The organism is Streptomyces sp. KL116D, assembly GCF_030766975.1.
Lineage (GTDB): Bacteria > Actinomycetota > Actinomycetes > Streptomycetales > Streptomycetaceae > Streptomyces > Streptomyces longispororuber_A.
Window position 1 is genome coordinate 694,602 of the sequence record NZ_JASERH010000136.1, and the last position, 26,886, is coordinate 721,487.

Here is a 26,886-nt window from a genome sequence, read left to right on the forward strand (position 1 = left end):
CCGTCGACCCTACGCCGTGACCTCGCCGTCAGCGCTTCGGCGGCCTGATGCCACGGAATTCCCGGTCGCCGCCGAGGGCGGTGGACAGCACTGCCTCCGACTCGGTCGGCTGCGCGCCACGACGTCGCCGCGGATCGCGGTGGGACCCGTGACGACGATGGTTTATGAGGCGATCCCGGAGGCCCTCGACCTCCACCTCGACCACGTCACCGGGCTGCACCGGCCGGGAGTTGGCCGGGGTGCCGGAGAGAGCAGGACGTCGCCGGGGTACAGGGTGATGGTGCGGGCGATGTCGGCGACGAGGTAGTGCATGTCCCACTTCATCTCGTCGGTCGAGCCGTCCTGGACGACCTCGCCGTTGACGTACGTGCGCAGCCGCTTGCCGCGGAAGTCCCGGTCGGTGACGGCCGGGGCCGAGCGGGCACGTGTCGAGCCCGCTGACCCGGAGCATGGACCCGGCGTCGGTGTCGCGGAAGTCGTGCAGGCCGTAGTCGTTGGCGACGGATGGCAGCGCGGCGATGTACTCCGCGTCGGCCGGGGCGATGTTGCGCGCGGTCTGCGATGACGGTGGCGACACTCGCCCTCGCTGGATTGAGCCACTTGCAGCCCTCTGGGCGGACGATGTCGCGCCCTGGTGGCTGTTGAGCGAGGAGGTCGGCTTGTGGAGGTACGATGGGGGTGTCGGGCAGGCCGATCTGGAGCTCGTCGACGCGGCTGCGGTGGTTGAGGTGGACCGCGATCACCTTGGAGGGGACGACCGGCTGGCAGGTGGTGGGCCTCGTCGGTCTTGACGCGGCGGCCGTCACCGGCGACGAGTTCGTCCGTCGACGGCGACCTCGACGGCGGCGCCGTCGAGGAGGAGGCAACTGCGCGGTACTCGGAGCGGGCGAGACATGAGCCTTTCTAGGCGCGGCTGTGCGTCCGGGGTGCGGTGCGCGTTCGGCAGCCGGTCCAGCCGTCGGCCGGGCGGTCCAGACCAGAGGTGGACCTGACCGGTGCCGATCGAGTTCTCGTAATCGCCGTACTGGCGGCCCTGGCGGTGCAGGCCTGCTCACCGAGGGCGCCCGCCATCTCATCAGGTAGTGGAAGAACTTCGCCTCGGGCTTGTACTTCCCGAACTCGTCCATGGTGTCGAGGACCTTGTCGTGGCGGCCCTCACTTGAACCAGGCGATGCGTTCCAGGTCGGCCTCGCGGGCCTCGGCGGTGAAGATGTGCGCCGAGGTCGCGCTGGACTCGTGGTCGCGCGGATTCGCGCGGCGGCCAGAAGGTGATGCGACAGCGCGCCGGAGGCGCGATCGGCAGGACGCGGCGCCCGGGAGTGGCGAAGCGATGCCGTCGGCGAGGGCCCGGCAGGCGCAGATGGTCCTCCATGTCACCGGTCTGGCAGACGCCGATGGTCGCACCGCTTGTCGGGCAGACCCTCGCCGAGGTACGTCCACAGGTTGATCGTGGCGCGGTGAGATCGGCAGGTACGCGTCGGCGTGATCGCGGTGATCAGGTGCCGTGTGCCGGTCGGCGGACTTCGCGATGTTCGCGGCGAGTTCGGGGTCCCCGGGAAGTCGTAGGGCATGCGGCACATGCCGCGCGGCAGCTCCTCGGAGGTGGGCAGGCCCGCGCGGCGGTCCTGTCCGGTGACGACGAACTCGACGGTCGTGGCCCAGTGGGAGTCCAGGACGACGACGGTGTCGTAACTGTCGGGCCCTCCCGCTCGAAGGCTTCCCTGCGCGGTTCCTGGAGCCCCGTGACGAGGTGATCTCCTTGCCTCGTTCAGTTCGAGGCGGGTCTCCTCGGGCAGCACGATGGTGGGGACGTGGGCGAGCAGGCCCGCCCCGACGATCTCACCCATGGTCCTTCCATCCCTTCGGGGCGGGCTGACGGTGTTCTTGAGGTCGCAGTAGAAGTCGAAGCTCCAGGTGCCGCCCTCACGGCCGACGCCGGACTCGCGCGAGCCGCCGAAGGGGGCCTGGAGGTCGCGGACGAAGAAGCAGTTGACCCAGACGGTGCCGGCGACGAGCTGCGCGGTGACGCGGTCGGCGCGCTCGTGGTCGCCGGTGGCGAGGGTGGCGGCCAGGCCGAAGCGGGTGTCGTTGGCCAGGCGGACGGCCTCGTCCTCGTCGCGGAAGGTCTGGAGGGTCAGGACGGGGCCGAGACCTCTTCCTGCACGATCTCGGAGTCCTGGGCGACGTCGGTGAGGAAGCGCGTCGGGGCGTAGTACTGGCCCTCGCCCGGGTGGCCGCCGACTCGACGGTACGGGCGCCGGCCGCGAGCGCGCGCCGCACGAAGCCGATCGATCTTCTCCAGCTGGCGAGGGTGGATGTTGGGGCCGACGTCGGTGGCCTCGCTCAGTCGCGCAGGTCGCCCTGCTGGATTCCGGCCGCCTTCTCGGTGAAACGGCGGGTGAACTCCTCGGCGATCGGCTCCTCGACGAGGATGCGGGTCGCGGCGAGGCGGACCTGCGCGATTGTCGTGCTGCTCGACGGCCAGGTCGACGGCGGCCAGGTCGAGGTCGGCGTCGGCGGAAGAACACCAACAGCGGTGACTTGCCGCCGGTCGAAGCCGGTGGGGGTGAGGTTCCGGGGCCGAGGAGGCGGCGATGTGCTTGGCGGTGGGCACCGATCCGGTGAAGCTGATGCGGCGGACGTCGGGGTGCGAGTCAGCGCGTCGCCGATCTCGGAGCCGTAGCCCTGCACGATGTTGAGGACACCGGCGGGCAGTGCCGGCCTCGGCGGCGATGATCGGCGAGCAGCGAAGGCGGTCAGCGGGGTCCACTCGGCGGAAGCTTGAGGACCACGGTGGCCGCCCGCGGCGAGCGCCGGGGCGACCTTCCACGGCGCCATCATCAGCGGCGCGTTCCACGGCGTGGGCTGCGAGGACGCAGGGGCCGGCCGGGTCCCAGCGATGACGTGGTTGAGCCTGGCACGCGGGTCTCGAGAGAAATCGTCGTGGTCAGAGCGTGAGCGGCCAGTCGGCGAAGAAGCGGAAGTTGTGGGCGACGCGCGGCGCTGACGCCACGGCGGTGCGAGCGCAGCAGGAGACGCCGATTGTCGGTGGTCTCACGACGACGGCGAGAGTTCTTCGAGGCGCTTCTCGACGCCGTCGGCGATCGCGTGCAGGATGCGGGCGCGATCGGCGCGCGGGTGGCGGCGCCGGGGAAGGCGGCCTTGCGGCGGCGGCGACGGCCTCGGCGGCCTCGGCCGAAGGGTGCGGGAGATCGCGCCGATGGCGCTGCCGTCGATGGGCGACACGTCGGTGAGCGATGCCGGCGGAGGCGACGCGTCGGCCGCCGATCCAGTGCCGGGTGTCGACGGTGACCCCGAGCGACCGTGAGGGTGTGCTCGGTCATCTGTCGGAGGCTCCTGTGGGTCGGTGGGGCGGGGTCACTCGGCGCCGGACGTGTGTGAAAGGACTCCAGGGGCCGGCCGCCGTCCCAGACTGACGCCGATCTGGCGGTAGTGAGGCGCCGGTCGGCTCGCGGACCTCAAGACGAGGCCAGTTCCTCGGTGGGTGCCTCGAACAGCTCCAACTCGGCGTCACCGGCCCACGGTTGACCGCCTTCGAAGGAGGCGGCGCCGGTCTAGCGATCAGCTCGTCGAGGGCGAGGCCCGCGCGCCTTCTCGATGGAGGGCAGCCAGCGGTGGTGGGCCATCGGGTGGGCGTTGACGAACCCGTTGGTCTCGGACGGTTCGCGCAGGGTGACGACGGCCTGGGCCAGGCGCCGGTCGGCGGCGGCGAGCGTGGCGCCGAAGCGGGCGCCGGCCTCGATGCGCGGGGCGGGACCGTAGGGGTGGGGGCGGGTCTGGTGGATGGAGCCGAGCTTCTTCGGGTAGCCCTGGTGCAGTCCGCGGGCGATGGCGAAGTCACTTGCATCGACCCGAGATGTTCACGCAGCGGGTGTAGGTACGGCCTGGTACTTGCAGCGGACGACCGCGAAGGCCTCCTTGTACTGGGCGAGCACCGGGTCGAGGAGTTCGTGGCCGTCGGCGGAGCAGGACTGCCAGTCGGCCCAGATGAGGGCGACCGCTCCGGGGTCCTCGTCGACCAGTTCCAGCGGTTCGGGCAGCAGTTCGCGCACCCGGGCCGGGTCGGTGCGGTACTCGACGGTGAGCAGGTCGCGGAGTAGCGCCACGGCGGCGAGGGGATCAGGGACGAGGCGCGTCGCCGATCTTGGGGTGGAAGTATCGCGGACCTGGGAGATGTCGGGCACTTGCAGGGGTTCCTTAGGCGGTGAGGGCGGGCTGCCGAGGAGTTCGGCGCGGTAGCGGAGCGGCGGAGAGCGACGGCGGACTGGCCGCCCAGGGCCACGACGCCGACGAGGCGGTCCGCCCGGTGGTAGCCGAGCGAGGACGTCGCCGTCGAGGTCGCCGTCCAGAGACGCGCATGTCGTCCTGCCGAGGACGGGGGCGCCGAAGGACTGGGGCCGGAGGTCGTGCTGGTCGCTCCAGAAGGTGGGCAGCGGACCGAACGGCGCAAGGTCGGCGTCGGTGCCGGCCAGGTGGGCGGCGAGCACCTTGGCGGCGTGCTGGCGGTGTCCGAGGGGATGGACCAGTGCTCGACGCGGCGGGGCGCGCCGTCGTAGCGGGCGCTGGGGAAGCGGGCGACGTCGCCGACGGCGACGACGTCGGGCGGCCGCCGACGCGGAGGTGCTCGTCGGTGAGACGCCGTCGGTGAGGTCGAGGCCGTTGCCGTCGAGCCATTCGGTGTTGGCGACGGAGCCCACCGATTCGACGACGACGTCCGCCGCGAGGACGGTGCCGTCCGCGAGTCATCGCCGGTGACGTGGTCCTCGCCCTCGAAGCCGGCCACGCCGGTGCCGCAGCGAAGCGGACGCCGCGCTGTTCGTGGCGGGTCAGCAGAGCCCGCGCGAGGTTCGCCGAGCGAGGCCGACGCATGGGCGGCGGCAGCGGGTCGGCGACGGTGACCTCGGCGGCGCCGAGCGCCACGGCGGTGGCGGCGACCTCGCAGTGACGATGATCCGGCGCCGACGCGACGACGCGAACTCCCTTGCAGTGAGAGCGGTCTCGCAGGTCTGGGCGTCGTCCAGGGTGCGTACGGTGTGGCGTCCGGCGGTGAGGGCCGGGGCAGCGCAGGCGGCGCGCGGGCGCATGCCGGTGGCCACGACGAGGCCGCTGTACGGGACCGTCTCGTCCCAGTCGGCGAGTGCGACGGTGCGCAGGTCGAGGTCGGCGCGCTCGTCGCGCGGTGCCAGAGCGCCAGTCGACATCGGTCACGCTGGCCCGCGGAAGGCGAGCGGGTCGAGGGACGCCTTCGGCGAGGACCTCACTGCGAGAGGCCAGGTTGTCAGGGCATAGTGGGGCTCGTCGCCGACGACGGTGATCGGTCCGCCCAGCCGGCGGCGCGCAGCTGTTCGGCGGCGCGCGGTCCGGCCATGGAGGCGCCGAGCCACCACGAGGGGTGCGCTCACGGCGCTCAGCTCGATCCGGGTGGCCTGGAGCGGACGGGCGTGTCGGCGGCTTCCTCGACCTCGTCGACGCAGCGCGTCGTCCGGGTCCGGGACGTACGCCAGGCGTCCGGCGTCGTCGCAGCTGAAGACGTGCGGGGCGGCAGAAGCGCACTGGCCGTGGTCCTGGCACTTGTTCATGTCGACGACGACCTTCATGGGCCTGTCTCCTGGGACTGCGGGGGCGTCAATGAGTCAAAGAGGGGGAAAAGGGGCCCGGTCACGCAAAGGGCCGGGCCCCGCCAAGGGCTGCGGACTCGCCGACCCCAACTCGTTTGGCTTCAAAGCAACATAGGAAGCGGCCGGGCCCTGGTCAATAGCTATCCGGATGGATAAATTTCTGCGACGGAACCCTTGCGGGAAGGTGGCGGCGTCCATACCGTTTGGCATCAAACAAGTGAGTGGCTCCTGCGCCTGCCGCGGTTCGCAGCCTGCCGCCCTCTCGCTCCCCAGCGCCCCGCGTGCTGGGAGGCGCCTTCCCGCAGAGGAGACACCGGTGAGCGCATCCGGCACCGCGTCCGCCAGCACATGGAACGCGGCTCGCCGCCCAGGGCATCGGCACGTGGTCCGGGTGACCTACCCCGACCTCATCGGCACCGACCGGGCCCGCGGCGTCCTGCTCGACCACTTGCCCTCGGCCTGCGACCACACGGCCTCGCCTTCTGCCGCGCCGTCTACCACACCGGCCCGCAGGGCGACGTGGTCGGTCGCCGGCGGGCTGGACGCCGGCCTGCCCGGCATCTGCGTACGCCCCGACCTCGACACCCTCACCGCGCTGCCGTGGGAACCCGGCGTCGCCACCTGCCTCGGCAACGTCACCGACCCGGCCACCGGGCGGCCGGCGCCCGAGTCGCCCCGCGACCTGCTGCGCTCCGTCGTCGACCGCTGCGCCCGCACGGCCTGCACCCCGTCGTGGGACCGGAGCTGGAGTACTTCCTGTGCGACGCGGCCCCCGACGCCCCGCAGGGCTGGCGCCGCCACAGCGACGCGGCCGGCGTCGTCTACACCGCCGGCCTGCGCGCCGACGGCGACAACCGCCCTGCTGCGCACCCTGCGCGCTGCTGCGCGACCTCGACATCGGCGTCAGCAGCGGCAACCACGAGTTCGACGGCTCGCAGTTCGAGATCAACCTGACCCACTCGCACGCCATGGACGCCGCCGGCCGCGCCTTCCGCTTCAAGGCGGCGGTCAAGGAACTCGCCGCAAGCAAGGCCGGTTGGCCACCTTCATGGCGAAGCCACCGTTCTAACGACACGCGGGTGGCTCGGGCTTCCACCTGCACCTGTCCTGCGTCGACGGCGAAGGCGCAACACCTTCAGGACCCGTCCGCACCGCACAGCCTGTCCGCCACCGCACGGCACGCGATCGCGGGCATCCTCGCCCACGCCCCCGCCCTCACCGCGCTGGCCAGCCCGACGGTCGACTCGTACAGCGCCTCGGCCCCGACACCCTCGCCCCCTGGCTGATCGACTGGGGCCTGGACGGCGTCGCAGCACCATGGTCCGCGTCCCGCCCGAGCGCGGCGCGGGATCCCGCCTCGAGGCTGCGCCTCGGTGACGCCAGCGCCAGCCCGTGCACCTGCTGGTGCGCCGCCACCCTGGCCGCCGCCCTGCTCGGCGTCCGGCCGGCGAGGAGCCGGCCGCCCGCTGGAGGGCTACGGCTGCGGCACCACCAAGTCCCCGATGCTGCCGACGACGCTGCCCGCCGCGCTCGACGCCCTGGAGGAGCGGACGCCGCGCTCGCCGAGCTGCTCGGCAGGACTTCACCGCTCTCCTACCTCTCGTACAAAGCGCATTCGCGACGAGGTCGAGCGCTGCCAGCGGCACGTCACCGGCTGGAGTTCACCGAGTACGCCTTCCACCTCTGAACGCCCCGGCCGCCGCACCCCAGGAGACCACGCGTGCCAGCCCACCGTCGCCACCCCCACCACCGCGGCCGAGCTGCGCGAACGCCTCGCCGAGCCGCTGCCGCTGGCCGACGTCGACCTCGCCGACCTGAGCCTAAACTTCGCGACCGAGCCACGCCCTGGCGGATGTTCGCACACACACTGCGCCACGAGGACGGTCCACTGGCAGGAGGAGGACACCCCCAACTCGGGCTTCTGGGCGGTCACCGGCTTACGCCGACATCGCGGCCGTCGACCGCGACGCGCAGACGTTCACGTCGACGGAGTTCGTCAGCCTCGAAGAGGTCGACGAGGACCAGATCAGAGAAGCGCGCCTCCATCCTGGAGATGGACGGCGTCCGCCACCGCGCCCTGCGCAGCGTCATCCAGCGCCAGTTCGGCGCAGCGAGCGTCATCAACGGCTACGCGGACTTCTGCGCGGCCTGACCGCCCAGACCCTGGACGCCGCCCTGCCCAGGGCCGCTTCGACTTCGTCCAGGAGATCTCGGCCGACTTCCCCATCAACAGTGCTCGCCGCCTCCTCGACGTCCCGCCGGAGGACAGCCAGCAGCTGATCGACTGGGGCAGCCGCATCATCGGCAACACCGACCCCGACTACGCCGACGTGCTGCTGCACGGCGCCGAGAGCGAGCAGTACCGCGACCTGCCGTTCCGCTCGCCTCCCTCGAAGTCTTCGAGTACGGGCGGGAGCTGGCCCGCGAGCGGCGCGGCGGGACGGCACCGACATCGTCTCGCGGCTCGTCAACGAGACCCCGCGCGACGGAGTGCCGCTCTCCGCCCAGGACTTCGACAACTACTTCCTGCTGCTGGTCGTCGCCGGCAACGAGACGACCCGGCACGCCATGTCCCACGCCATGCTGGCGCTGCTCCAGCACCCCGAGCAGCTGGCCCGCCTGCGGGACGACCCGTCGCTGATCCCTCGGCCACGGAGGAGTTCCTGCGCTGGGCCTCCCCGTCTACCACTTCCGTCGCACCGCCACCCGCGACGTCGAGCTCGGCGGCAAGCGCGCATCAGGAGGGCGACAAGGTCGTCATGTGGTACGCGTCCGGCAACCGTGACGAGGCCGTCTTCACCGACCCGTACGACCTGGACGTGGCGCGCGAGAACAACGACCACGTCACCTTCGGCAAGGGCAGCCCGCACCTGTGCCTGGGCAACCTCCTCGCCCGTGCCGAGATCCGCATCATGTTCGAGAACTCGTCCCGCGCCTGGCCGACATCAAGCTGGCCGGTGACGTGCCGCGCGTGCGCTCCAACTTCGTCAACGGCATCAAGAAGCTGCCGGTCGAGGTCACCCTGGCCTGACCCGGCCCGGTGGCCCGCGGCAGGTGGCGAGGGACGCCACCTGCCGCGGACCCTCACTCCTCGGGCGCTGACGCGGTTGATGTCGGGGTTGCGCAGCTCGTCGCTCGCGTCGTCCCGGGCACCGGCCGCTCGGATCGGATCAAGGCCCCGACATGCGCGAGCACCTGCCGCAGGAGTACGCCACGCCCGCCCTGCATCTCGTTCTGCACCGCCTCGGACAGCGCCTCCTGCGGGGTGAACCACACCAGGTCGAGGGCGTCCTGGCGAGTGCGCAGTCGCCGCTGACCGGAACCACGTACACCAGTGACACCGCGTGCTGGCGCGGGTCGTGGAAGGGGTCACCCCGGGCGTGGGGAAGTACTCGGCGACCGTCACCGGCTGCAGCGACTGCCGGGATACGAGGGCAGCGCAACCGGGCCGAGGTCCTTCTCCAGGTGCCGCAGGAGCGCGGTGCGCGGCTGCTCGTGGTGGAGCACGCGCCCTGAGACCAGGCTCCGGCTCACCGTTCCGTCGGGGCCGATGCGCAGCAGCAGGCCCACGTGCGTGACCTGGCCACTGTCGTCCACCCGTACCGGGACGCGCCTCTACATACAGGATCGGCATACGGCCCCGCGCGGACTCGAGCTCGTCGCTCGCCAGCCAGCCGGTTGCGCTCTCGGTCGTCATCTCAGACATCTGGTGATCATACGTTTCCCGGCAGCTGATCGGGCCGTACCGAGGGCCGCGTCACCGCCACCGAGCAACAGCCGCGGATCACGTGCCTACGCACCAGGACGCATGCGTGGCTGGTGCGTACGCACCAGAGGCAGACGGCTGCGGGGACGATGCCCGGCAGGGGTGCCGGAAGGAAGTGTGGAAGGCGCGCTCATCTCGCGCATTCCCTCAGCCTGACGGCGTCTGGAGTGATCCACGCGTGTGGAATGACTCGTCCGAATCCGTATCCGCATCCGTATCCGAATCCATGTCCAGAACCACGTCCGGATCAGTATCCGTATCCCCATTCGAAGGGCGGACCTCGCCGGGCGGCCCGGCCCGCATCGGCAAGCTGTCGATCGCTGCCCTCGGTCTCTGGCCCTCGCCCTCGGCACCTTGCAGTCCGTGCTGGAGCCCGCACTTCCGTTGCTTCAGGGCGAGTTGGGGGTCAGTCCTGCCGAAGGGGCCCTGATCAGCTGCAACACCTTGCTCGTCACCGGCGCGGTCGTCGCACCCGTCGCGGGCAAGCTCGGTGACCGTTACGGCGGCAAGCGGGTCCTGATCCTGCTGATGGCCGTCGTCTCGGCCGGAGGACTGCTGGCCGCCCTCGCACCGAACCTGCCGGTGCTGTTGCTCGGTCGGGTACTGCAGGGCGTCATGGTGGGCGCCCTGCCGCTCTCCTTCATCCTGGTGCGCAGGCACCTGCCGCAGCGGGCTCGCAGGTGGCGATCGGTGTGGTCATGGCACTGTTCACCGGCGGCGGCATGGTGGGGACGTCGTTCGCCGGGCCGATCTCGGAGGGCCTGTCCTGGCACTGGATGTTCGCGCTGCCGACGATCGTCATCGTCGCGGCGACGCTCGTCCTGACCCGGCAGATGCCGCATGATCCGCCGTCCCGGTCGGACGAGGGCATCGACTGGCCCGGTGTGCTCCTGCTGAGCGGAACCCTGCTCGTGTTCATGGTCGGGCTCGTCAAGGTCACCGGCTCCGGCCTGCCGCCCCTCGCGGTCGTCGCACTCGTCCTGCTCGTGGCCGCCCTCGCGACCACGTGGGTGGCCGTCGAGCGCCGGACCGCCTCGCCGATGGTCGATCTGCGCATGCTGGCCAAGCCCGCCATGTGGCACGCGTGCGTGCTCACCCTCGTCATAGCCGCCGGCTTCGGCATGGTCGTCTTCCTGCTGCCGCAGCTGTTCGCGCTGCCGGCGGACGGCTGCGGCTTCGAGCGAGCACCACCGACATCGGACTGTTCCTGCTGCCGGGCGCGATCGCCGGATCGCTGAGCGACTCGGTCGGCGGAGTCGCGGCGCGGCGCTTCGGCGCACGTGCCAGCGGTGGCCACGGGCGCCGTCGTGACGGCGGCGACGATGTTCGCTCTGGTGTGGCTGCACTCCGCGCAGTGGCAACTGGTCCTGGCGAAGGTGCTGGTCGGGTTCGCCGCGGCCGTCGCTTCCACGGCCCTGCTGTCCAGCGCCGCCACCGCTGTCGCCACCAAGCGACACCGGCATCGCCACCAGCCTGCTCGTCGTGACCCGCGTGATCGGTGTCGCCGTGGGGGCCCAGATCGGCGGCGCGTCCTCGACGCCGGAGCCGACGCGAAGACGGGCCTGCCGGCCGAGTCGGCGTTCGTCACCGGGTTCGCCGTCGCCGGACTCGTCGCCGCACTGTCCCTGCTCGTCGTCCGTGTCACGAAGACCCGCACCACCACTACGTCCGCTACTACCACTCGCCGTGCCGAAGAGAAGGTCACGGAGAAGGTCACGGAGAGGGCCACGGAGAAGGGAGCCCAGGCATGACCCCCACCAAGGTTCTGATCTCGGGGCCAGCATCGCCGGACCCACCCTGGCGTACTGGCTGCACGGGTACGGATTCGCGGTCACGGTGGTGGAGAGGGCGGATGCGCTAGCGCGCCGGCGGCTACCCGATCGAGCATCCGCGGCACCGCGATCGAGGTGGTCCGGCGCATGGAGATCCTGCGCCGCGGCTGCGCGACTGCGCACATCGACGCGCGCCGCTACACCTTCCTCAACTCCGAGGGCAGCCAGGTGACTTCAGTCCCGGGAGCAGGTGCCGGGGACGTGCCGGGCCAGGACCTGGAGGTGCGCCGCGGGGATCTGGCCGACGCCCTGTACGCGTCGGTCCGCGACGACGTGGAGTTCCTCTTCGGTGACGCCATCGACACTCTCGACCAGTCCCCTCCGGGCGGGCCGGGTGTCGAGGTCACTTTCCTCAGCGGGCGACGGCGCACGTTCGACCTGGTGATCGGCGCCGACGGGATGCACTCGCAGACCCGCCGGGCCGTGTTCGGGGCCGAGGAGCAGTTCCACCGGTACCTCGGCTACTGCTTCGCCCTGTTCACCATGCCGAACGCCTTCGGGCTCTCCGCGAACTGATGATGTGGAACGCCCGGGTGAGGCCGCGGCCCTCTGCGCCGTCGGCGGTCGCGGCGACGTGCACGCCTTCCTGACCCTTCATCGGCCACAGCCGCCCATCGACGCCCTCCGAAACCGCGCCGCGCAGCGGAGTTGATGGCTGATGCCTGCTCCGGGGCTGGCTGGGAGGTCCCCACACCCTGGTGGACGCGATGGGCGACGCGACCGACCTGTTCTTTGACCTGGCCGGCCAGATCCGTATGCCCCGCTGGTCCAGCGGCCGCGTCGCGCTCGTCGGCGACGCAGCGTACGCCCGTCGTTCCTGACGGGACAGGGTTCAGTCTGGCCCTGGTCGGCGCCTACATGCTCGCCCACGCCCTGGCCACGCACCGGACCACTCCTCGGCCTTCACCGCCTACGAACGCACGGTGCGCCCCTTCGTGAGCGCCAACCAGGCGCTGGTCGACAACGGTGCGGCCACCCTCTTCCCCACCACGGTGCGGGCGCTGGAGCAGCGCAACACCATGCTGCGCGGCCTGGACACCATGCCGGCCGCGACATCCCGACCGGCCCACACGGCCCTCACACTCCCCGGGCCCCCGCCCTCCCTATTCGGGCAGGGCGCGAGGCCCGAGGCCCGTCCGGTAGGCGATGACGACGAGTTGCGCCCGGTCGCGGGCCTCAAGCTTCGTCATGGCGCGCTGCACGTGGGCGCGCACGGTGAGCGGGCTGAGGAACATCTGCTCGAGCAGCGATCTCCTGAGTTGGACAGCCCCGTCGCGACCATCGCCACCATCTCCCGTTCGCGCAGGGGTGAGTGCGGCCAGCTGGTCACGGTGTGGTGCGGCGGGGCCTCCTCCGGCGTGGCCAGGAAAGCGGGCGACCAGGGAGCGCGCGTCGCCGCGCAGGCGACAACAGCGTGTCGCCGGCCGCGATCGTGCGCGCGGCGTCCAGCAGGTCCTCGGCCCCGATGCCTCTCGCCGATGAATCCGCCGGCGCCCGCGCGCAGCGCCTGCGCCACGTTCTCGTCGGTCTCGTACGTGGTGAGGATCAGGATGCGGCTGGCCCGCAGTTCCGGGTCGCGCGCAGATCTGCGTCGTGGCGGCCAGACCGTCCACCTCCGGCATCCGGATGTCCCGCATGATCACCACGTCCGGGCGCAGCTCGCGGGTCAGTCGCACGGCTTCCCGCCGTCGGCGGCCTCACCGACCACGGTGATGTCGTCGGCGGATTCCAACAGCAACCGGAAGGCGCCGCGCAGCGGGGCCTGGTCGTCGGCGAGGACCACCCGGAGGTCATCGTGCCTCGCCTGCCTCTCCTGGTTCGCGCTGCGTGCCGTGTTCCGGGCGGGAGGCAGGGGCGGTTGGGCGCGTACGAGGAAGCCGCCCTCGGGCTGCCGCCCGCGAGAGCAGGCCGCCTACCGCGGTGGCGCGTTCCCGCATCGATCAGACCGTAGCCGGGTGCCCGGTCCGCCCCGTGCGGGTGGCGCCGCCGTTTCCGTCGTCGACGACGGTAAGAGGGTCACGCTGCTCACTCAGCCAGACGAGGCGCACCTGGGCGGTGCAGGTGGTTCCGGCGTGCTTGGTCACGTTGGTCAAGGCCTCCTGGACGATGCGGTAGGCGGTGAGGTCGACGCCCGGCGGCAACGGCCTGGCCGTGCCCTCCTCGTGCAGCGACACGTGCAGGCCCGCCCGGCGGAACGAGTCGAGCAGCGTGGGCGGTTGGGACAGTCCGGGGGCGGGCTCGCCCGGCGCGGCCGGGTCCCCGACTGGCGCAGCAGAGCCGACCGTGGCCGTAGGTCGTCGAGCGCGCGTCGCCGGTGGTCGCGACGAGTTCGCCGAGACTCTTGCGGGTCTGCTCGGGCGGGAGTCGAAGAGGTGGGCGGCGACCGTGGCCTGCGCGTTGGCCAGGGTGATCTGGTGCGCCACCAGATCGTGCAGTTCCCGGGCGATGCGCAGCCGTTCCTCGGCCACTCTCGGCGCGCCTCGCTCTCGCGGTCCTCACTCCGCCCACCGAGGCCCCTCCTCCGACGGCCGCCAGATACGCCCGCCAGGTTCTGCACCGAGTTCCCGAGCACGCCCGCCACCAGCGGGAACGCCGCCACCGCCGCCATCCGGCTCGCGTCCTTCCACGAAAGATCGCGAAGAACGGGATCGGGGCAGGCGAGGAGCGCCTGCGGACGCCGACAGCACCACACTCGCCACACGCCGTTCGGTGCGTACGGCGAACGAATACGCGGTAATCACAGCGGGCGCCACGATGAGGGGGGTGAGCAGCAGGCCCAGGGGTTGTACCAGCAACCCGCACGCGGTCGTGGCCGCACGGCGGCAACGGCGAACGGTGCCGGAAGGGCGGCACCGCGCAGGACACCACAGCGATGCCGTAAGCCGCGGCGTGCGGCGCTGACGGCGTGTCATCGACCTGTATCACGCCACCGAGCAGACAGAGCACGAGCGCGAGCCACGCATGACCGCACCCTCCCGCCACCACGTGCCGCGTGACGGCGGAAGGGTGCCGAGTGAGTTCGTCATGCCCGACCCAGTGCCAGGGACTGTGACTGTGGCTGGGGCTGGGGCTGGGGCCAGTGGACACGGGGGCGCTGCGCACGACCGCGTTCCTCGCCCTCAGCGCCCACATTCGGCAGCATACGATTCAGGATAGTAGGACTGGCTCGGTCCTCTCAGCGACGGTGGTTTCGGAGAACGGACGGACATGCGGACAGATGGCCTCGACAAGGACCGGCATGGTGCGAGCAGCAGCCGCGCCGGTTCCGGCCGGCCGACGTTCTTCGGATGGAGTGTCCGTTCACCAAGACCACGGTCGCCGAGGCCTCTCGCTTCCACGTCTCCGTGCGGTGGCCCACGTGGTTGCGGGTGGACCCAGAAGCGAGGCAGTTCAGGTGGAACGGCCAGCGGGCGCTTCCGACACCTCGTCCCACGACTGGGAGAGTCTTCGATCGAACCCGCGGAAGCCTCACTGAGGTCGAGGGCGACGACCTGTCGAGTGGGAATCCCTCCTACGGTGGTGCACGATCTGTCGGTGCATCACTTCGATCCGCCCGGGTGACAGGGATGCTGCCGCGGCCGCGTCCTACCTGGAAGTCCTGCGACGGGGTGAAACCCACGACCCCGATCGCGAGGACCAGGGCTACGCCCTCGACCCGGCGGGCGGCGAACCGATCCGCATCGAACTGCTCTTCGCCCCTACGCCTTCCTCGAGAGCCAGGCGATGAGGTCGCCGGTCACTGACGGGCGCGTCTGGCGGTTCGATGCGGCCTGGGACTGGCGCCTTCGGCGAAGCCCAGCCCAGCGACGCGTGGCCTGGTTCTGATCTCCCGCAACGGCGAGCCCACGCCCGAGGAGGCCGCCGCCGTCACCTGGCGACAGCGGCGGGCAGCCACGCCGAGGAACTGGAGCGGTGGACCGAACTTGCGCTCACCAGGCCGGCCGCTCGCCGGCGGTGAGACGTGCCGCGACCGAACAGGGTCAGCGGCAGGGGACGGCGATCCGGTGACCGGCATGCTCAGGGCCGACCGGGACGGCGGGCCTTGAGCGCTGTCGCACCTTGCTGGGCGAGCGGCCTGAGTTCCGTGTCGCCCGGCCGAGGACACAGAACTCGTTGCCCTCGGGTCGGCCAGAACGACCCAGGAGGCGATCACCCTGCCCCACGTCGGCCCGAGTTGCGACCGAGCCCTTCGAGCCGGGCAGACCTCCTTCGCCTGATCGGTGACGGGGTCGGACATCACATCGAGGTGGACGCGGTTCCATGTGACCTCGTCGTCCGGCGTACGGCGGAACTCCAGGTACGGCCAACGCCCTTGACGGAGCGCAGCAGAGCACGATCGTCGGTCAGCTCGTGAACCGTCCAGTCGATGGCCTCCCAGAACCGGACCATGGCCCGCGGGTCGGCGCATTCGACGTCAACGGCGCCGATCGGCCCGAGTGTCACGGTAGAGCTCACGAGGCTCCAGGACGCTGAACATGTTGCCTTCGGGGTCGGCCATCACCGTCCACGGCACGGCGGCGCCCCGGCCCGCATCCGCGGTTGTCGCCCCGAGCCCCTTCAAGCGTTCGACCAACTCCGCGTGATGGGCCTCGGAAGCGGTGGCGAGTTCGAGTGCACGCGGTACTTCACCGTCTCCGGGTTCGGAACGCGCACCAGATCGACGCACACGGCAGCCGGATCCGGCCAGTCAGAAGCCCACGGGCTCCAGGTTGGTGACTCCGGGCGCCTCACTGGAGACTCCCCAGCCGAGCGCCTCCGCCCAGAACCGCCCGAGCGCCGAGTCGTCCCCGGCCTTGAAGTTCACCTGAACAAGTTGCAGCGTCATGCCCCACACCTAAGTCGTACTTCAACTCGGCCGGGTGGGCCGCCACTAGAGTGTCGGTCACCCGTCAGTCTGCCGCGGCGAAAGCGTCGATGCCCGTGAGTTCGGCCGACAGGGCCCACAGGCGCGCGGCCTGCTCGGGGTCGGTCGCGTGTGCATGCGCGCCGCCCTCCGAGCCCTCGGCGGCCGGCTCGGCGATGTCGCAGTCCTCGCGGTACACGCCACCCAGGTCCGCCAGCTGCGGGGAGGTCGCCGCCCATACCTGCGTCGCCGCGCCCTGCCCGGGCGTCTTGAAGGTGGGATCGGTCGGGTTGCCCTTCTCGTCGATCCAGCCCGCGTCGACCATCTCCGTCTTCGGCAGGTGGCGTTGCAGTGGGGTCGGGATGCTGCCCGGATGCACCGCGAACGCCCTGACTCCGGCGTCGCGGCCAAGTGCGTCGAGGTGCACGGCGAACGGCACGTTCGCCGCCTTCGCTCTGCCCGTACGCCTGCCACCTGTCGTAGCCGCGCTCGAAGTGCACGTCGTCCCACCGCACACCCATGCCGTGGGCGCCGGAGGACACGGCGACCACGCGTGCGCCACCGGGCGCGATCGCGGGCCAGAGACGGTTGATCAGCGCGTGAGTGGCCGAGGTGGTTGGTGGCGAACTGCGCTTCCCAGCCCGGGCCGACCCGTGTCTCGGGGCGAGGCCATGATCCCCGCGCTGTTGATCACGATGTCGATGTTGCGGCCCGAGTCAGGAACCGTTCGGCGAACCCCCGGACGCTTTCGAGGTCGGACGGGTCGAGGTCGCCGGTCTCGACGCCATCGCTGCCCTCGATGCCCTCGATGGCTTCCTGAGCGGCCGCCCGCCGCCGGGCCCTGGGACTGACGACATGGGCTCCGGCAGCCGCCAGGGCGCGGGTCGTCTCCAGACCGAGGCCCGAGTAGCCGCCGGTGACGATCGCGGTGCGGCCGGACAGGTCGATCCCGTCGAGGACGTCCTCCGTGGTGCTCCGGGCGCCGAAGCCCGATCGATCTTGTGCTGCGGTGTCGTCATGACGAAGACGCTAGGTGCTGAACTGCGCTCTAGGGCAAGGCAGTTACTCGCATTCGCCTCCCCGCTTCCCGTGCTTTCTTGGTGAACGGCTCACCGGGCGCGACCCGTTCGGACGAACGACGTTCAGTTGATGATCTCGGCGCGGTCGTCCACCCGGATGGCGGCCAGCCGGTCTGCCACATCTTGAGCGCCTCGGGAGTCTGGCGCGTCCAATCGGTGACCTCGCCGACGACCGGAGCGGTTCCTTGCTGCGATAGGAACGGGTGGGGTTGCCGGGAAACTTCTTGTCGGTGACGTTCGGGTCGTTCTCGACTCACCCGTCGGTTCGACGACGTACACGCGCGGGTGCCGTCGCCGGCGGCGAGCTCGGCGGCGAGTCCCGCGCCGTCGCGCAACGCGGTGAAGTAGATGTGGTTCATCACGATTTCGGGCCGGTAGTTGGAGCCGAAACCGGCAGTGAGGTGATCTCCGGCCCGCAGCTCAGCGCTGTGTACCGTGGAAGAACGGCCCCTCGTCCAACACCTCGTCCATCGCGCAGTCTATCAACCAGCATGACGGAGACCGAAAGCAGCGGTCGTCACCGGCCGGACGAGGTACAGAACCAAGACCAGAACCAATCAGGACCAGACGCACGGCGAGTAGGAGAAGGCAGCATGCGGATTCAGCGGATGGACGACGTCGGCATCGTCGTCGGCGTCATGGACGCCACCATCGCGTTCTTCGCGGAGCTCGGTATGGAACTGGAGGGCAGGACAGAGATCGAGGGGCTCGTCGCCGACCAGTGCACGGGGCTCAAGGACGTCCACTGTGACATCGCGATGCTCCGGACCCCGGACGGGCACGGCCGGCTGGAGCTGTCGAAGTACGCGCAGCCCAGCGGTGATCAGCGACGAGCCCCGCGACCGGCCGCACGGCGTCCTCGGTACGCACCGCGTCATGTTCGCCGTCGACGACCTCGAGGACACCGTTGCGCGTCTGCGCCCGCACGGCGCGGAGAGTCATCGGCGAGATCGCCCGGTACGAGGACAGCTATCTGCTCTGCTACCTGCGCGGGCCGGCGGGCATCATCGTCGGGCTGGCCGAGCAGCTGGGCTGAGCGGGAGGGCCGGCCGGCTCAGGTGTTGGTGCCGTCGGGCGGTACGTCGTCCGGGAGTTCGGCCGCGGCCCCGCTGCCCTCGTTCGCGCCGGGGCAGTCGCGTCAGGGTGTAGGCCGTCATCGACAGCGATCCGTAGGAGTAGCGTCGACGAGGACGTCGGTGCGCGCGGCCGGACGCGGCGGCGAGGCCCGCGATGTAGAGCAGGGGGATGAAGTGGTCCGGAGTGGGGACGGCGTTGCGGAAGTCGCCGTGGGTCTGGAGTCCGGCTGATCCGGCGGGGTCGTGGAGCATCAGCTCCTTGGCGCTGTCGTCGAAGCGCCGCGCTCCAGTCGAAGCCGTCCTCCGGGAGCCGTGGATCGATGCCGCGCAGGTTGTGCACGACGTTGCCGCTGCCCAGGACGAGCACGCCGCTGTCCCGCAGCGACGCCAGCGCTTGGTGCCGAGGTCGAGTGGTAGTCGAGCGGCTTGTCGGCGTTGATGCTCAACTGCGCGACCGGGATGTCCGCGTCGGGGAACGCGTGCCGCAGCACCGACCACGAGCCGTGGTCGATGCCCCAGCTGTCGGCGTCGGCGCCCACCCAGGTGGGCTTGACCGCCTCGCTGACCTCCTCGACCAGTTGCGGCAGTCCCGGAGCCGGATACTCGACGTCGAACGGTTCCTGCGGGAAGCCGTAGAAGTCGTGGATGGTGCGCGGTCGGGGCATCGCCGTCACGGCCGTGGCGTTGATGTGCCAGTGGGCCGAGACGCGACGAGGATCGCGCGGGGCCGGGGCACGGCGCGTCCGAAGGCCTGACCATGCGGTGGTGTAGCGGTTGTGCTCGATGGCGTTCATCGGGCTGCCGATTGCCCGAGGAGGCCGCGGGCATCGCCGCTCCCCCGCTGGCCGGGTCGGCCGGGCTGTCGACTGTCACGATCAGGCTCCCTCGTACGGGACAGGGACGGGAATGGTCGGAGCGCCAGTGTCGGTGCCCTGCCGCTCAGTTCCTGGCACGGCTCGCGGGCCGTACGGGCGGTGCCGCCCGGCGAGCTCGTCCTGGCCTCAGGCGTGCCGGGTGGGGTGCAGTCCCAGCCAGCCCGGCGTGGGCTCGCCGCGCACCTCGCCCAGGTGGAGGACCATCGTCTGCCGCCACCGCTCGACCTCGGCGCGGTCCTCCATGAACGCGGTGAACTCGGCGACATGGGCGTTGTCGTACGTCAGATCGGGCCGCCCTCGGGGACCACGTCCGTGCGCACGTTCCAGCCGTTGAACCCGCTCGCCTGCACCGCACGCGACAGCATCAGTTCGGGTACGAGCTTCGCGGCCTCGGGGTGCAGGGGCGTCCCGGAGCAGTGCCGCGCGCTGGCCCCAGGCGAGGAAGGGTGGCCCGCGTCCGGAGTGGACCAGGTGGTACCCGCTCCGCCGCTCGCGGCACCGGCCAGGCCGACCCTCTTCAGTCCGGCGTCGACGGCCTCGCCGGGCGTGTTGGTGCCGCGGTGGAAGTGGACGTCCTGTCGGGCGAGGGCTTCGAGCCACTCCCAGCCGTAGGTGTCCACGTACTTCTTGAAGAGGAAGAGGGTGGCGTCGTCGTCACCGGGGTGGGACGAGGCGATCTGCCCCTTCCACTCAGGGGTCGACGAGGTCGCGCGGCGTCGCCGGGCCGCCTTCGGGGCCGTACATGTAGCTGAAGGCGAAGACGTTGACGGCGACCCAGGAACCCGCCGGGTCCTTGAACAGGTCGTGCACCTGGGAGAAGCCGGCGGGCTTGTACTCCTGGAGCACGCCGAGGCGCTGCCAGCGCGGGAGAGTCGAACGACGTCTGCAAGTGCGTGACGTCCGCGACCAGGGTGCCGGTGCTCGAGCTGCCGGTCGATGCGTACGTCGTGGTACTTGCTGTAGTCCACGATCATGTTCAGCTCGATGTCGGGAAGGCGGCACGGAAGGCGGTCACCGTGGCGTCCTGCTGGCCGGCGAAGTCGCCGCCCGCGTACACGGTGAGGGTGCCGCCCTCGGCGCGCGCGCCGCCGCGTGCAGTTCGTCGAGGGTCACTGGTGCTCCTCGGGCGTGTGGACGGTCTCGGTCATGGCCTGCTCATTTCTTGTGTCGAGAGCGGTCGGGGCCAGTCGGGACCGGCGCCCTGACCTGCTCTCTTTGCCTCTTTCGCGTCTCATTCGACCGTAGAGAGAGGGCAAACCAGGCAAAGGTGACATAGTGCAATGTTATGGTGAAAGTGAGAAACGCGGTGACGGGTGCGCCTTCTGCGCTGCCGGAGCAGGAGGTCGACACCGCGGGCTATCTGCCGACCCCCGGCCCGGTGGACGGGATGCGCGTGGACCGGGCGCGGGACATCCCGGCATCGAGACCCGTCTCGACGTCACCCGCCCCCACCGCATCCGGTTCCGCTACCTGCTCTTCGTGCTCGACGGGAGGCCGGCGCACTCGGTGGACTTCGACGTCCACCACCTGGAACCAGGCGCGACGTCCTGTGGGTCCGGCCCGGCCAGGTCCGCGCCTTCGACCCGCCTTCGACCGGTACGAAGCCCTCAGCGTCGCGCTGCGCCCCGGATTCCTCGGCCCGGCCACGGTCGCCGCCGCCCACGTCGACTCCCTGACCGCCCCGGCCGTGCTGCGCGGCACGCCCGCCGAGCAAACCCTGGTCACGCACGGCCTCGACCGACTGCGCGAGGAGTACGACCACCGCACCGGACTGCCGCCGGACACCGCCACGGAGCTGGTCCGCCACTGCCTGTCCGCGCTCCTGCTCAGGCTCTCCCAGGTCACGGGCGCGCGCCCCACGGAGGCAGAGCCGCACCCTCTCGCCACCGCGTTCCGCGCCGCCGTCGAAGCGGACTTCGCGCGCACCCGCAGCGTCACCGAGTACGCCCACCGGCTCGGCTGCTCCCGCCGCACCCTCGCCACCGTGGTCGGGCAGGCCGCGGGGCACACCCCAAGAGTACATCGACGCACGCGTCGTACTGGAGGCGAAGCGGCTCCTGGTGCACACCCGCATGCCGGTCGCCCGTGTGGGTGCGCGCGTCGGATTCCTGGACGCCGCGAACTTCGGCCGCTACTTCCACGACCGGACGGGCGAGACTCCCGCGGTCTTCCGCGCCACCCGGAGCCTGAACGGCGACGGGGCGCGCGGACGAGTACAGGTGTCTAGCGCTTGGCGGCAGGCGGGACCGCTTCGGTGGCGGGGGCGTCACGCGAGGCCGAGACGTAGGTGCTCGACGTGGAGAGAGGGCCTGCTCCAGCAGCTCGGCGACGTGGTTGTCGTAGAGGGCGTAGACGATGGAACGGCCCCGGCGCTCTCCGGTGACGAGCCGAGAGTGCGCAGCAGGCGGAGCTGGTGGGAGCAGGCCGAGGCCTCCATGCCCACCGCCTCGGCGAGATCGCCGACCGCACAGGGGCCCTCCCTGAGCCGGGCCAGGATGTACAGCCGCGAAGGGGTGGCCAGGGCCTGGAGGGTGGCGGCGACATCGGTGGCCCCCGCCGCGTCCAGGCGCTCGCGGGGGTGGCGTGGCTCATGTCGTCGGCTCCGTGACCCATGGTTCCCATCCTACTGGCGACACCTGAAGACCTGTTCAGATGTTCCTGTACGGTGGGTGCGTCGCATCGTCTTCCGCCCCGAGGGGTTCCTCCGTCATGCCTTCCGACCTGATCACGCGCGCCGAGCGGGCAGTTCCGGCTGTCCCGTCCACGGCGCCGAGGCGCGCACCCGGGTGTTCGCCCTGGCCGAGGCACGCTGGGCCGCCGCGGCGCTCACCCTGTTCCTGGTCGCCCTGCCGCTCCAGTTGACCGGCGCGCGTCTGTCTGGTCGTGCGCTCTACGCCGCCGCCTACGTCACCGGAGGTGCGGGAGCCGGCCTGGGCGGGGCTCACGGCGCTGCGCGAGAAGACCCTGGACGTGGACCTGCTGATGATCGTGGCGGCGATCGGCGCCGCCTCGATCGGAGCGGGCGATGGACGGCGCTGCTGCTGATCGTCATCTTCGCCACCTCCGGCGCGCTTGAGGCCTGGCCACCGCCCGTACCCAGGAAGCCGTGCGCGGGCTCCTCGACCTCGCGCCGACCGTCGCCACGCGCCTTGCGGACGACGGGAGCGAGGTGACGGTCCCGACGCGGGACCTGGTGGTCGGGGACACCGTCCTGGTCCGCCCGGGGAGCGGGTCGGCGCGGACGGGCGCGTCCTCGGCGGGGCGAGCGAGGTGGACCAGGCGAGCATCACCGGCGAGCCGCTGCCCGTCGCCAAGAGCGGGGACGAGGTCTTCGCCGGCACGCTCAGCGGCACGGGCGTGCTGCGGGTGAAGGTCGGGCGGGACGCCTCTGACTCGGTGATCGCCCGGATCGTGGCGATGGTCAGGAGGCGTCGGAGACAAAGCGCCCACCCAGCTGTTCATCGAGAAGGTCGAGCAGCGGTACAGCCTGGGCATGGTCGTCGCGACCCTGGCGGTCTTCCTGGTCCCCCTCGCGTCCGGCACGGACCTGACGCGCCGCGCTGCTGCGGGCGATGACGTTCATGATCGTGGCCTCGCCCTGCGCCGTGGTCCTGGCGACGATGCCGCCCCTGCTGTCGGCGATCGCACCGCCGGACGCCACGGTGTGCTGGTGAAGTCCGCCGTGGTGATGGAGCGGCTGGGGCAGGTCGGCGCGGTCGCCCTGGACAAGACCGGCACGCTGACCGAGGGAACTCCTCGTGTCACCGAGACCGCTCCCTGCCCGGCTCCGGGCTGACCGAGGGCGCCCTGCGCTGGCCCTGGCGGCCGCGGCCGAGCAGTCCAGCGAACACCCGTCGGCGTGCCGTGGCCGACGCCGCTCGCACCGCCGCCTGTCCCCCGCCGCCGCGCGGACTTCACCTCCACGCCCGGTGTCGGTGTCACCGCCACCGTCGACGGCCGCCAGGTCGAGGTCGGCGCCCCCGCCCGCCTCCTCGACAGCCACAGCCGGCACGGCGGTCACGACGGCACCCTTTCGGGGTGCGCCGCGAAGGAAGTGGCCGATCTGGAGGACGGCGGCCGCACGGCCGTCCTGGTCCTGCGCGACGGCGTCCCCGTCGGCGTGCTGGGCATCGCCGACCGGCTTCGTCCCGACGCCGCCGCGACCGTCGCCGCCCTGACCGCTCTCACCAGCAGCACGCCGCTCCTCGTCACGAGGTGACAACCCCCGTGCCGCCGGCCGCCTGGCCGCCGACGTAGGCATCACCTCCGACGCGATCCACGCGGGCCTCCCATGCCTCAGGACAAGGTCGAAGCGGTACGGCGTCTGGAGGCCCGAGGCCGCCGAGTGCTGGTCGTGGGCGACGGCATCAACGACGCGCCCGCCCTGGCGGCGCACACACCGGCATCGCCATGGGCCGTGCGGGCTCCGACCTCGCACTCGAAACCGCCGACGCCGTCATCGTCCGCGACGAACTCGCCACCGTCCCCAAGGTGATCGCCCTGTCACGCGCGGCACGCACGCCTGGTGGTGCAGAACCTCGTCATCGCCGGAGTGTTCGTCTCCGGCCATGGTCGTCTGGGACTTGGCGGGCACCCTGCCACTGCCGCTCGGCGTCCTCGGTCACGAAGGCTCGACCGTCATCGTCGGCCTCAACGGGCTGCGCCTGCTGCGGGACGCCGCCTGGAACCGCGCCGCGCGCAGGACGTCCGGTGAGCCGCCGCGCCAAGAAGACCGCCCCCGCTCGGGAGCGGCCCGGCCCACCGTCACGGTCTGCCGCGGCTGCTGCTGCGGCACCCCGGCCAAGATCCCCTACCTGAATCACGAGGCCCAGCTCACCGACCTGCGCACCCAGCTGGCAGGAGTCGCGATGGTCCGGCGAACCGACTGTCTGGACGCGTGCGAGCGTGCCAACGTCATCGTCATCCAGCCCTCCGCCGAGGGCCGCAGGGCCGGCGGACGTCCGGTCTGGCTCGGGCAGGTCAACGACCCGGGCGCCGCCGCCGACATCACCGCCTGGGTCGAGGCCGGCGGCCCCGGCCTCGCCGAGCCGCCCGGCATCCTCGACCTCTACACGTTCAGTCCGTCCCGACGCGTCCGCCACGAGCTCGACGAGGACTGACCGAGCCTTCGGGGTTCCGGAACACTCGGCGACACCCACCACCGCCCGCTGCGGCCCGAGGCACACCCGGCGCCCGGCGAGTGCGCTGTCGTGTACTGCCGGTACACCCATCGAGAGAAGCTCTGACCGCTGCAAAGGCGGTTCTCTTGAGATCGGCGAGGCCCCCTGTCTGCTCGCTTTCACGGCCGGGCAGTCGCCGTCGGCCCGGCGCCGAGTCGTCTCTTGTTTCTCTCCGGTTGGAGTCGAGTGAGCGTACCCCTTTGTTCCCGAGTGCGCCGCCCGAGCGGCCGGTCGGGCGATCCGCTGACCGTCGTACTGGCTCTCCTCACCGTGTTCGGGCCGATCTCGATGGATCTCTACCTGCCCGTCCTTCCCACGTTGACCAGCGAGCTGGGGGCGGCGACAGCCACCGCGCAGCTGACGGTGACCGCGTGTCTGATCGGTCTTGCGCTGGGACAGCTGGTCGCCGGACCCCTGTCGGACCGGCTCGAGGCGGCGGCGTCCGCTGCTGTGCTGGCGTCGCTGCCTACATCGGCGCCTCGGCGCTGTGCGCGCTGAGTCCGAGCATCGGAACGCTGATCATCGCGCGTTTCCTGCAGAGACTGGCCGGCGCGGTCGGCATCGTGATCGCGCAGGCCGCCGGCCGTGATCTGTACACGGGCAGCGAGCTGGTGCGGTACTACAGCCGCCTGACGGTGATCGGCGGACTCGCCGCGATCGTCGGGCCGGTGCTCGGCGGGCGGTTGGCCGCGGTCACCGACTGGCGCGGCCTGTTCCTGTTCCTGGCCGGTGCCGGCGCGGTGATCCTGGGCGCCGTCCTGTTCGTCTTCCGTGAGACGTTGCCCCACCACAAGCGCAGCACCGGCGGGATTGAGGCGGAGCCGGGTCGCGACTTCCGCCGACTGCTGTCGGACCGGGCGCTTTCTGCGCCGCCGTACTCGTCATCGGCTTCGCCTACGCCGCGCTGTTCGCCTACCTCAGTGGCGCTACCTACGTACTGCAGGGCATCCACGGAGGCTCTCGCCGCAGGGCTACTCGTTCGCGTTCGGTGCTGAACTCGCTCGATTCATGCTGTGCGGCTTGGGCGCCGGGCGCCTGGCCGGGCGCTGGGCACAGAAAGCGCACGCTGCTGATCGGCTCCTGATGTGCCTCGTGGGCGCGGGCGGCGTCCTGGTCACACCGCGGCACTTCGGCTGCCGCTGCCCGCCATGAGATCGCCTCACTGTTCCTCGCTGGTCGGCGGCGTGGCCGCCTGCAGGCACCGCCGGCCACATCGCTCGCCCTGTCGGACCATCCCGACATCGCCGGTACGGCGTCGTGCCCTCCTGGGCCTGACGCGAGTTCGCCTTCGGTGGTCTCATGCCGCCCGCTGGTCGGGCTCGGCGGCGCGGGCACCGCTCGTCCCGCTCGGCCTGGTCACGGTCGCCGCCGCCGCACTCGCCGCTCTCGTCTACGTGGTCACCATCCGCCCGCACTCCCGCACCTCCCCGAGCACGTGCGCTGCCGGCGCCCCTCGAGTGCCTGACAGCCGGCTCGTGACAGCACCAGCCGGTGCCGGACGGGCCCGCTTCCCGCCCGCGTGGTGCTGTCGGAGGGCGCGCTGCGTCGGCTCGACGAGATCTGAGCGGGCCCGGTGCTGAGGCCCCTGAGCGTACGCCTGGTAGCAGGGTCACACGATCGGCGTCGCCCGGTGCGGGGTGACGGGGCCGGTCGTCAGTCAGATCATGGGCCGCGCGGGCGGCGGCGGGTCTCCGCTGCGTGGCGGCCCAGGAAGCCAGCAGACGCAGGCCCTCACTCGGACGGCGAGCCGGGCTCGGCGGCGTAGACGGTGAGGTCAGGCCGGGCTCCGCGGCCGGTTCCAGGCCCTCGAGGCGAGGGTGACCTCGCCGACGATCTCGTGGTGGAAGCGTTTCGTTCCGGTGCCGTGGTGGCGGACGTCGTGGGCGCCAGCGGGTGCGGAACTCCTCGCTGCGGGTGGACAGTTCACCCACGAGGTCGTGGAGGTCCTTGTCGTACGGATTGCGGCCGGCTTCCGTACGCAGGATGGCGACGGCGACGTCCGCGAACCGGTCCCAGTCGGGGTAGAAGCGCCGCGAGGCGGGGTCGAGGAACTGGAAGCGGGCGAGGTTCGCCTGGTTGCCGGGAGCGGCGTAGAGGTCACGGTAGAAGGCGCGGGCGAGGCGGTTGGTGGCGAGGACGTCCATGCGGCCGTTGCGCACGAACGCCGGCCCCGCGGTGATCGCGTCCAGCGTCCACTGCAGGCTGCGGTGCACCTTCCAGCCCTCCTTGGCGCGCCGGCGCCTGGGGCGGGTGAGGGCGTCGGTGCCGTCGGCCGCCTGCGCCAGGTTCAGCAGGTGGGCGCGTTCGGCGTCGTCGAGCTGGAGCACGCGGGCGACCGCTTCGAGAACGGCCGGGGAGACACCGGCGAGATTGCCGCGCTCCAGCTTGGCGTAGTACTCGACGCTCATGTCGGCCAGCGCCGCGACCTCGCTGCGCCGCAGGCCGGGCACCCGGCGCCGGGAGCCCGCGGGCAGTCCGGCCCGCTCGGGGCTGATCTTGGCTCGCCGCGAGGTCAGGAACTCGCGGACCTCGTCACGGTTGTCCATGCCTCGACCGTACGGCGCGTACGGCGCCGGAGCGATGTACTGCTGGTACA

The 26,886-nt window shown here is 71.3% G+C and carries 17 protein-coding genes and 15 pseudogenes; 9 read left to right on the forward strand and 23 right to left on the reverse strand.

The genetic code is table 11. The features are described 5' to 3' along the window. Positions 1-28 precede the first annotated feature (28 nt). From RBJ77_RS51750 to RBJ77_RS51785, 8 genes and pseudogenes are all read right to left on the reverse strand, one after another. Positions 29-895 (reverse strand): annotated as a pseudogene (locus RBJ77_RS51750) (fumarylacetoacetate hydrolase family protein). 8 nt (positions 896-903) lie between these two features. Beyond that, a pseudogene (locus RBJ77_RS51755) lies at positions 904-1,847 on the reverse strand (catechol 1,2-dioxygenase). Between the two features lie 93 nt (positions 1,848-1,940). Further along, positions 1,941-2,347: pseudogene (locus RBJ77_RS51760) on the reverse strand (aldehyde dehydrogenase family protein); the annotation flags it as partial. Beyond that, on the reverse strand, positions 2,344-2,841 hold the full coding sequence (locus tag RBJ77_RS51765) for an aldehyde dehydrogenase family protein (protein WP_372351326.1): 498 nt from the start codon (positions 2,839-2,841) through the stop codon (positions 2,344-2,346). The pseudogene RBJ77_RS51760 and the gene RBJ77_RS51765, both read right to left, overlap by 4 nt. A gap of 213 nt (positions 2,842-3,054) precedes the next feature. Next, the gene (locus RBJ77_RS51770; RefSeq protein ID WP_372351327.1) at positions 3,055-3,246 is read right to left on the reverse strand and encodes a hypothetical protein; all 192 of its coding nucleotides are present in this window, start codon (positions 3,244-3,246) and stop codon (positions 3,055-3,057) included. Positions 3,247-3,575: 329 nt separating this feature from the next. Beyond that, positions 3,576-4,718, reverse strand: a pseudogene (locus RBJ77_RS51775) (acetoacetate decarboxylase family protein). 129 nt (positions 4,719-4,847) lie between these two features. After that, a complete protein-coding gene (locus tag RBJ77_RS51780) occupies positions 4,848-5,222 on the reverse strand; it encodes a hypothetical protein (protein ID WP_372351328.1) in 375 nt (124 codons plus the stop codon). Positions 5,223-5,225: 3 nt separating this feature from the next. Then, a complete protein-coding gene (locus tag RBJ77_RS51785; protein WP_372351329.1) occupies positions 5,226-5,618 on the reverse strand; it encodes a ferredoxin in 393 nt (130 codons plus the stop codon). A gap of 779 nt (positions 5,619-6,397) precedes the next feature. On the opposite strand from RBJ77_RS51785, the gene RBJ77_RS51790 reads away from it, so the two are divergent. Then, positions 6,398-6,925, forward strand: a complete 528-nt coding sequence (locus tag RBJ77_RS51790) for a hypothetical protein (protein WP_372351330.1) — start codon at positions 6,398-6,400, stop codon at positions 6,923-6,925. A gap of 474 nt (positions 6,926-7,399) precedes the next feature. Beyond that, a pseudogene (locus RBJ77_RS51795) lies at positions 7,400-8,670 on the forward strand (cytochrome P450). 140 nt (positions 8,671-8,810) lie between these two features. On the opposite strand, the pseudogene RBJ77_RS51800 reads toward RBJ77_RS51795, so the two are convergent. Further along, positions 8,811-9,345 (reverse strand): annotated as a pseudogene (locus tag RBJ77_RS51800) (NUDIX hydrolase family protein); the annotation flags it as partial. 286 nt (positions 9,346-9,631) lie between these two features. On the opposite strand from RBJ77_RS51800, the pseudogene RBJ77_RS51805 reads away from it, so the two are divergent. Both RBJ77_RS51805 and RBJ77_RS51810 read left to right on the forward strand, forming a co-directional pair. Then, positions 9,632-11,156, forward strand: a pseudogene (locus RBJ77_RS51805) (MFS transporter). A gap of 31 nt (positions 11,157-11,187) precedes the next feature. Further along, positions 11,188-12,325: pseudogene (locus tag RBJ77_RS51810) on the forward strand (FAD-dependent monooxygenase); the annotation flags it as partial. A 15-nt stretch (positions 12,326-12,340) separates the two neighbouring features. Here RBJ77_RS51810 and RBJ77_RS51815 read toward each other — a convergent pair. From RBJ77_RS51815 to RBJ77_RS51850, 8 genes and pseudogenes are all read right to left on the reverse strand, one after another. Beyond that, a complete protein-coding gene (locus RBJ77_RS51815) occupies positions 12,341-12,472 on the reverse strand; it encodes a LuxR C-terminal-related transcriptional regulator (protein ID WP_372351331.1) in 132 nt (43 codons plus the stop codon). A gap of 705 nt (positions 12,473-13,177) precedes the next feature. Continuing rightward, the gene (locus RBJ77_RS51820) at positions 13,178-13,705 is read right to left on the reverse strand and encodes a sensor histidine kinase (RefSeq protein WP_372351332.1); all 528 of its coding nucleotides are present in this window, start codon (positions 13,703-13,705) and stop codon (positions 13,178-13,180) included. A gap of 1,268 nt (positions 13,706-14,973) precedes the next feature. After that, positions 14,974-15,645, reverse strand: coding sequence for a VOC family protein (locus RBJ77_RS51825; protein WP_372351333.1), 672 nt, complete (start codon positions 15,643-15,645; stop codon positions 14,974-14,976). A 6-nt stretch (positions 15,646-15,651) separates the two neighbouring features. Further along, positions 15,652-15,903, reverse strand: a complete 252-nt coding sequence (locus RBJ77_RS51830; protein WP_372351334.1) for a VOC family protein — start codon at positions 15,901-15,903, stop codon at positions 15,652-15,654. 21 nt (positions 15,904-15,924) lie between these two features. After that, entirely contained in the window at positions 15,925-16,062 is a 138-nt protein-coding gene (locus RBJ77_RS51835; protein ID WP_372351335.1) for a hypothetical protein, read from the reverse strand. Positions 16,063-16,126: 64 nt separating this feature from the next. Beyond that, positions 16,127-17,099: pseudogene (locus tag RBJ77_RS51840) on the reverse strand (SDR family NAD(P)-dependent oxidoreductase). A gap of 43 nt (positions 17,100-17,142) precedes the next feature. Beyond that, positions 17,143-17,376, reverse strand: a pseudogene (locus RBJ77_RS51845) (hypothetical protein); the annotation flags it as partial. Then, positions 17,369-17,578 (reverse strand): annotated as a pseudogene (locus tag RBJ77_RS51850) (NAD(+)--rifampin ADP-ribosyltransferase); the annotation flags it as partial. The pseudogenes RBJ77_RS51845 and RBJ77_RS51850, both read right to left, overlap by 8 nt. A gap of 174 nt (positions 17,579-17,752) precedes the next feature. Here RBJ77_RS51850 and RBJ77_RS51855 point away from each other — a divergent pair. Next, positions 17,753-18,195, forward strand: a pseudogene (locus RBJ77_RS51855) (VOC family protein). Here RBJ77_RS51855 and RBJ77_RS51860 read toward each other — a convergent pair. The 4 genes from RBJ77_RS51860 to RBJ77_RS51875 form a co-directional block, all read right to left on the reverse strand. Further along, complete coding sequence (locus RBJ77_RS51860; RefSeq protein WP_372351336.1) at positions 18,164-18,487, reverse strand: hypothetical protein; 324 nt, start codon at positions 18,485-18,487, stop codon at positions 18,164-18,166. The pseudogene RBJ77_RS51855 and the gene RBJ77_RS51860 overlap by 32 nt on opposite strands. Beyond that, positions 18,487-19,029 (reverse strand): hypothetical protein, encoded by a 543-nt coding sequence (locus RBJ77_RS51865; protein WP_372351337.1) that lies wholly within the window; start codon positions 19,027-19,029, stop codon positions 18,487-18,489. The genes RBJ77_RS51860 and RBJ77_RS51865 overlap by 1 nt, the downstream gene beginning before the upstream one ends. A 362-nt stretch (positions 19,030-19,391) precedes the next feature. Further along, on the reverse strand, positions 19,392-19,730 hold the full coding sequence (locus RBJ77_RS51870; protein WP_372351338.1) for a hypothetical protein: 339 nt from the start codon (positions 19,728-19,730) through the stop codon (positions 19,392-19,394). A 70-nt stretch (positions 19,731-19,800) separates the two neighbouring features. Then, positions 19,801-19,956, reverse strand: coding sequence for a hypothetical protein (locus RBJ77_RS51875; protein ID WP_372351339.1), 156 nt, complete (start codon positions 19,954-19,956; stop codon positions 19,801-19,803). Between the two features lie 1,214 nt (positions 19,957-21,170). Between RBJ77_RS51875 and RBJ77_RS51880 the strand changes: the two are divergent. Continuing rightward, a pseudogene (locus tag RBJ77_RS51880) lies at positions 21,171-21,227 on the forward strand (hypothetical protein); the annotation flags it as partial. Between the two features lie 106 nt (positions 21,228-21,333). Here the strand turns inward: RBJ77_RS51880 and RBJ77_RS51885 are convergent. Next, a pseudogene (locus tag RBJ77_RS51885) lies at positions 21,334-21,723 on the reverse strand (ArsR/SmtB family transcription factor). A 96-nt stretch (positions 21,724-21,819) separates the two neighbouring features. Between RBJ77_RS51885 and RBJ77_RS51890 the strand changes: the two are divergent. The 3 genes and pseudogenes from RBJ77_RS51890 to RBJ77_RS51900 form a co-directional block, all read left to right on the forward strand. Continuing rightward, a pseudogene (locus RBJ77_RS51890) lies at positions 21,820-23,810 on the forward strand (heavy metal translocating P-type ATPase); the annotation flags it as partial. Between the two features lie 690 nt (positions 23,811-24,500). After that, positions 24,501-24,788, forward strand: coding sequence for an MFS transporter (locus RBJ77_RS51895; RefSeq protein ID WP_372351586.1), 288 nt, complete (start codon positions 24,501-24,503; stop codon positions 24,786-24,788). A 20-nt stretch (positions 24,789-24,808) separates the two neighbouring features. Beyond that, on the forward strand, positions 24,809-25,285 hold the full coding sequence (locus RBJ77_RS51900; RefSeq protein WP_372351566.1) for an MFS transporter: 477 nt from the start codon (positions 24,809-24,811) through the stop codon (positions 25,283-25,285). On the opposite strand, the gene RBJ77_RS51905 is transcribed toward RBJ77_RS51900, so the two are convergent. Beyond that, positions 25,262-26,836: a helix-turn-helix transcriptional regulator gene (locus RBJ77_RS51905; RefSeq protein ID WP_372351340.1), complete on the reverse strand. Its 1,575-nt coding sequence runs from the start codon at positions 26,834-26,836 to the stop codon at positions 25,262-25,264. The two genes, RBJ77_RS51900 and RBJ77_RS51905, sit on opposite strands and share 24 nt — an antisense overlap. Positions 26,837-26,886 lie beyond the last annotated feature (50 nt).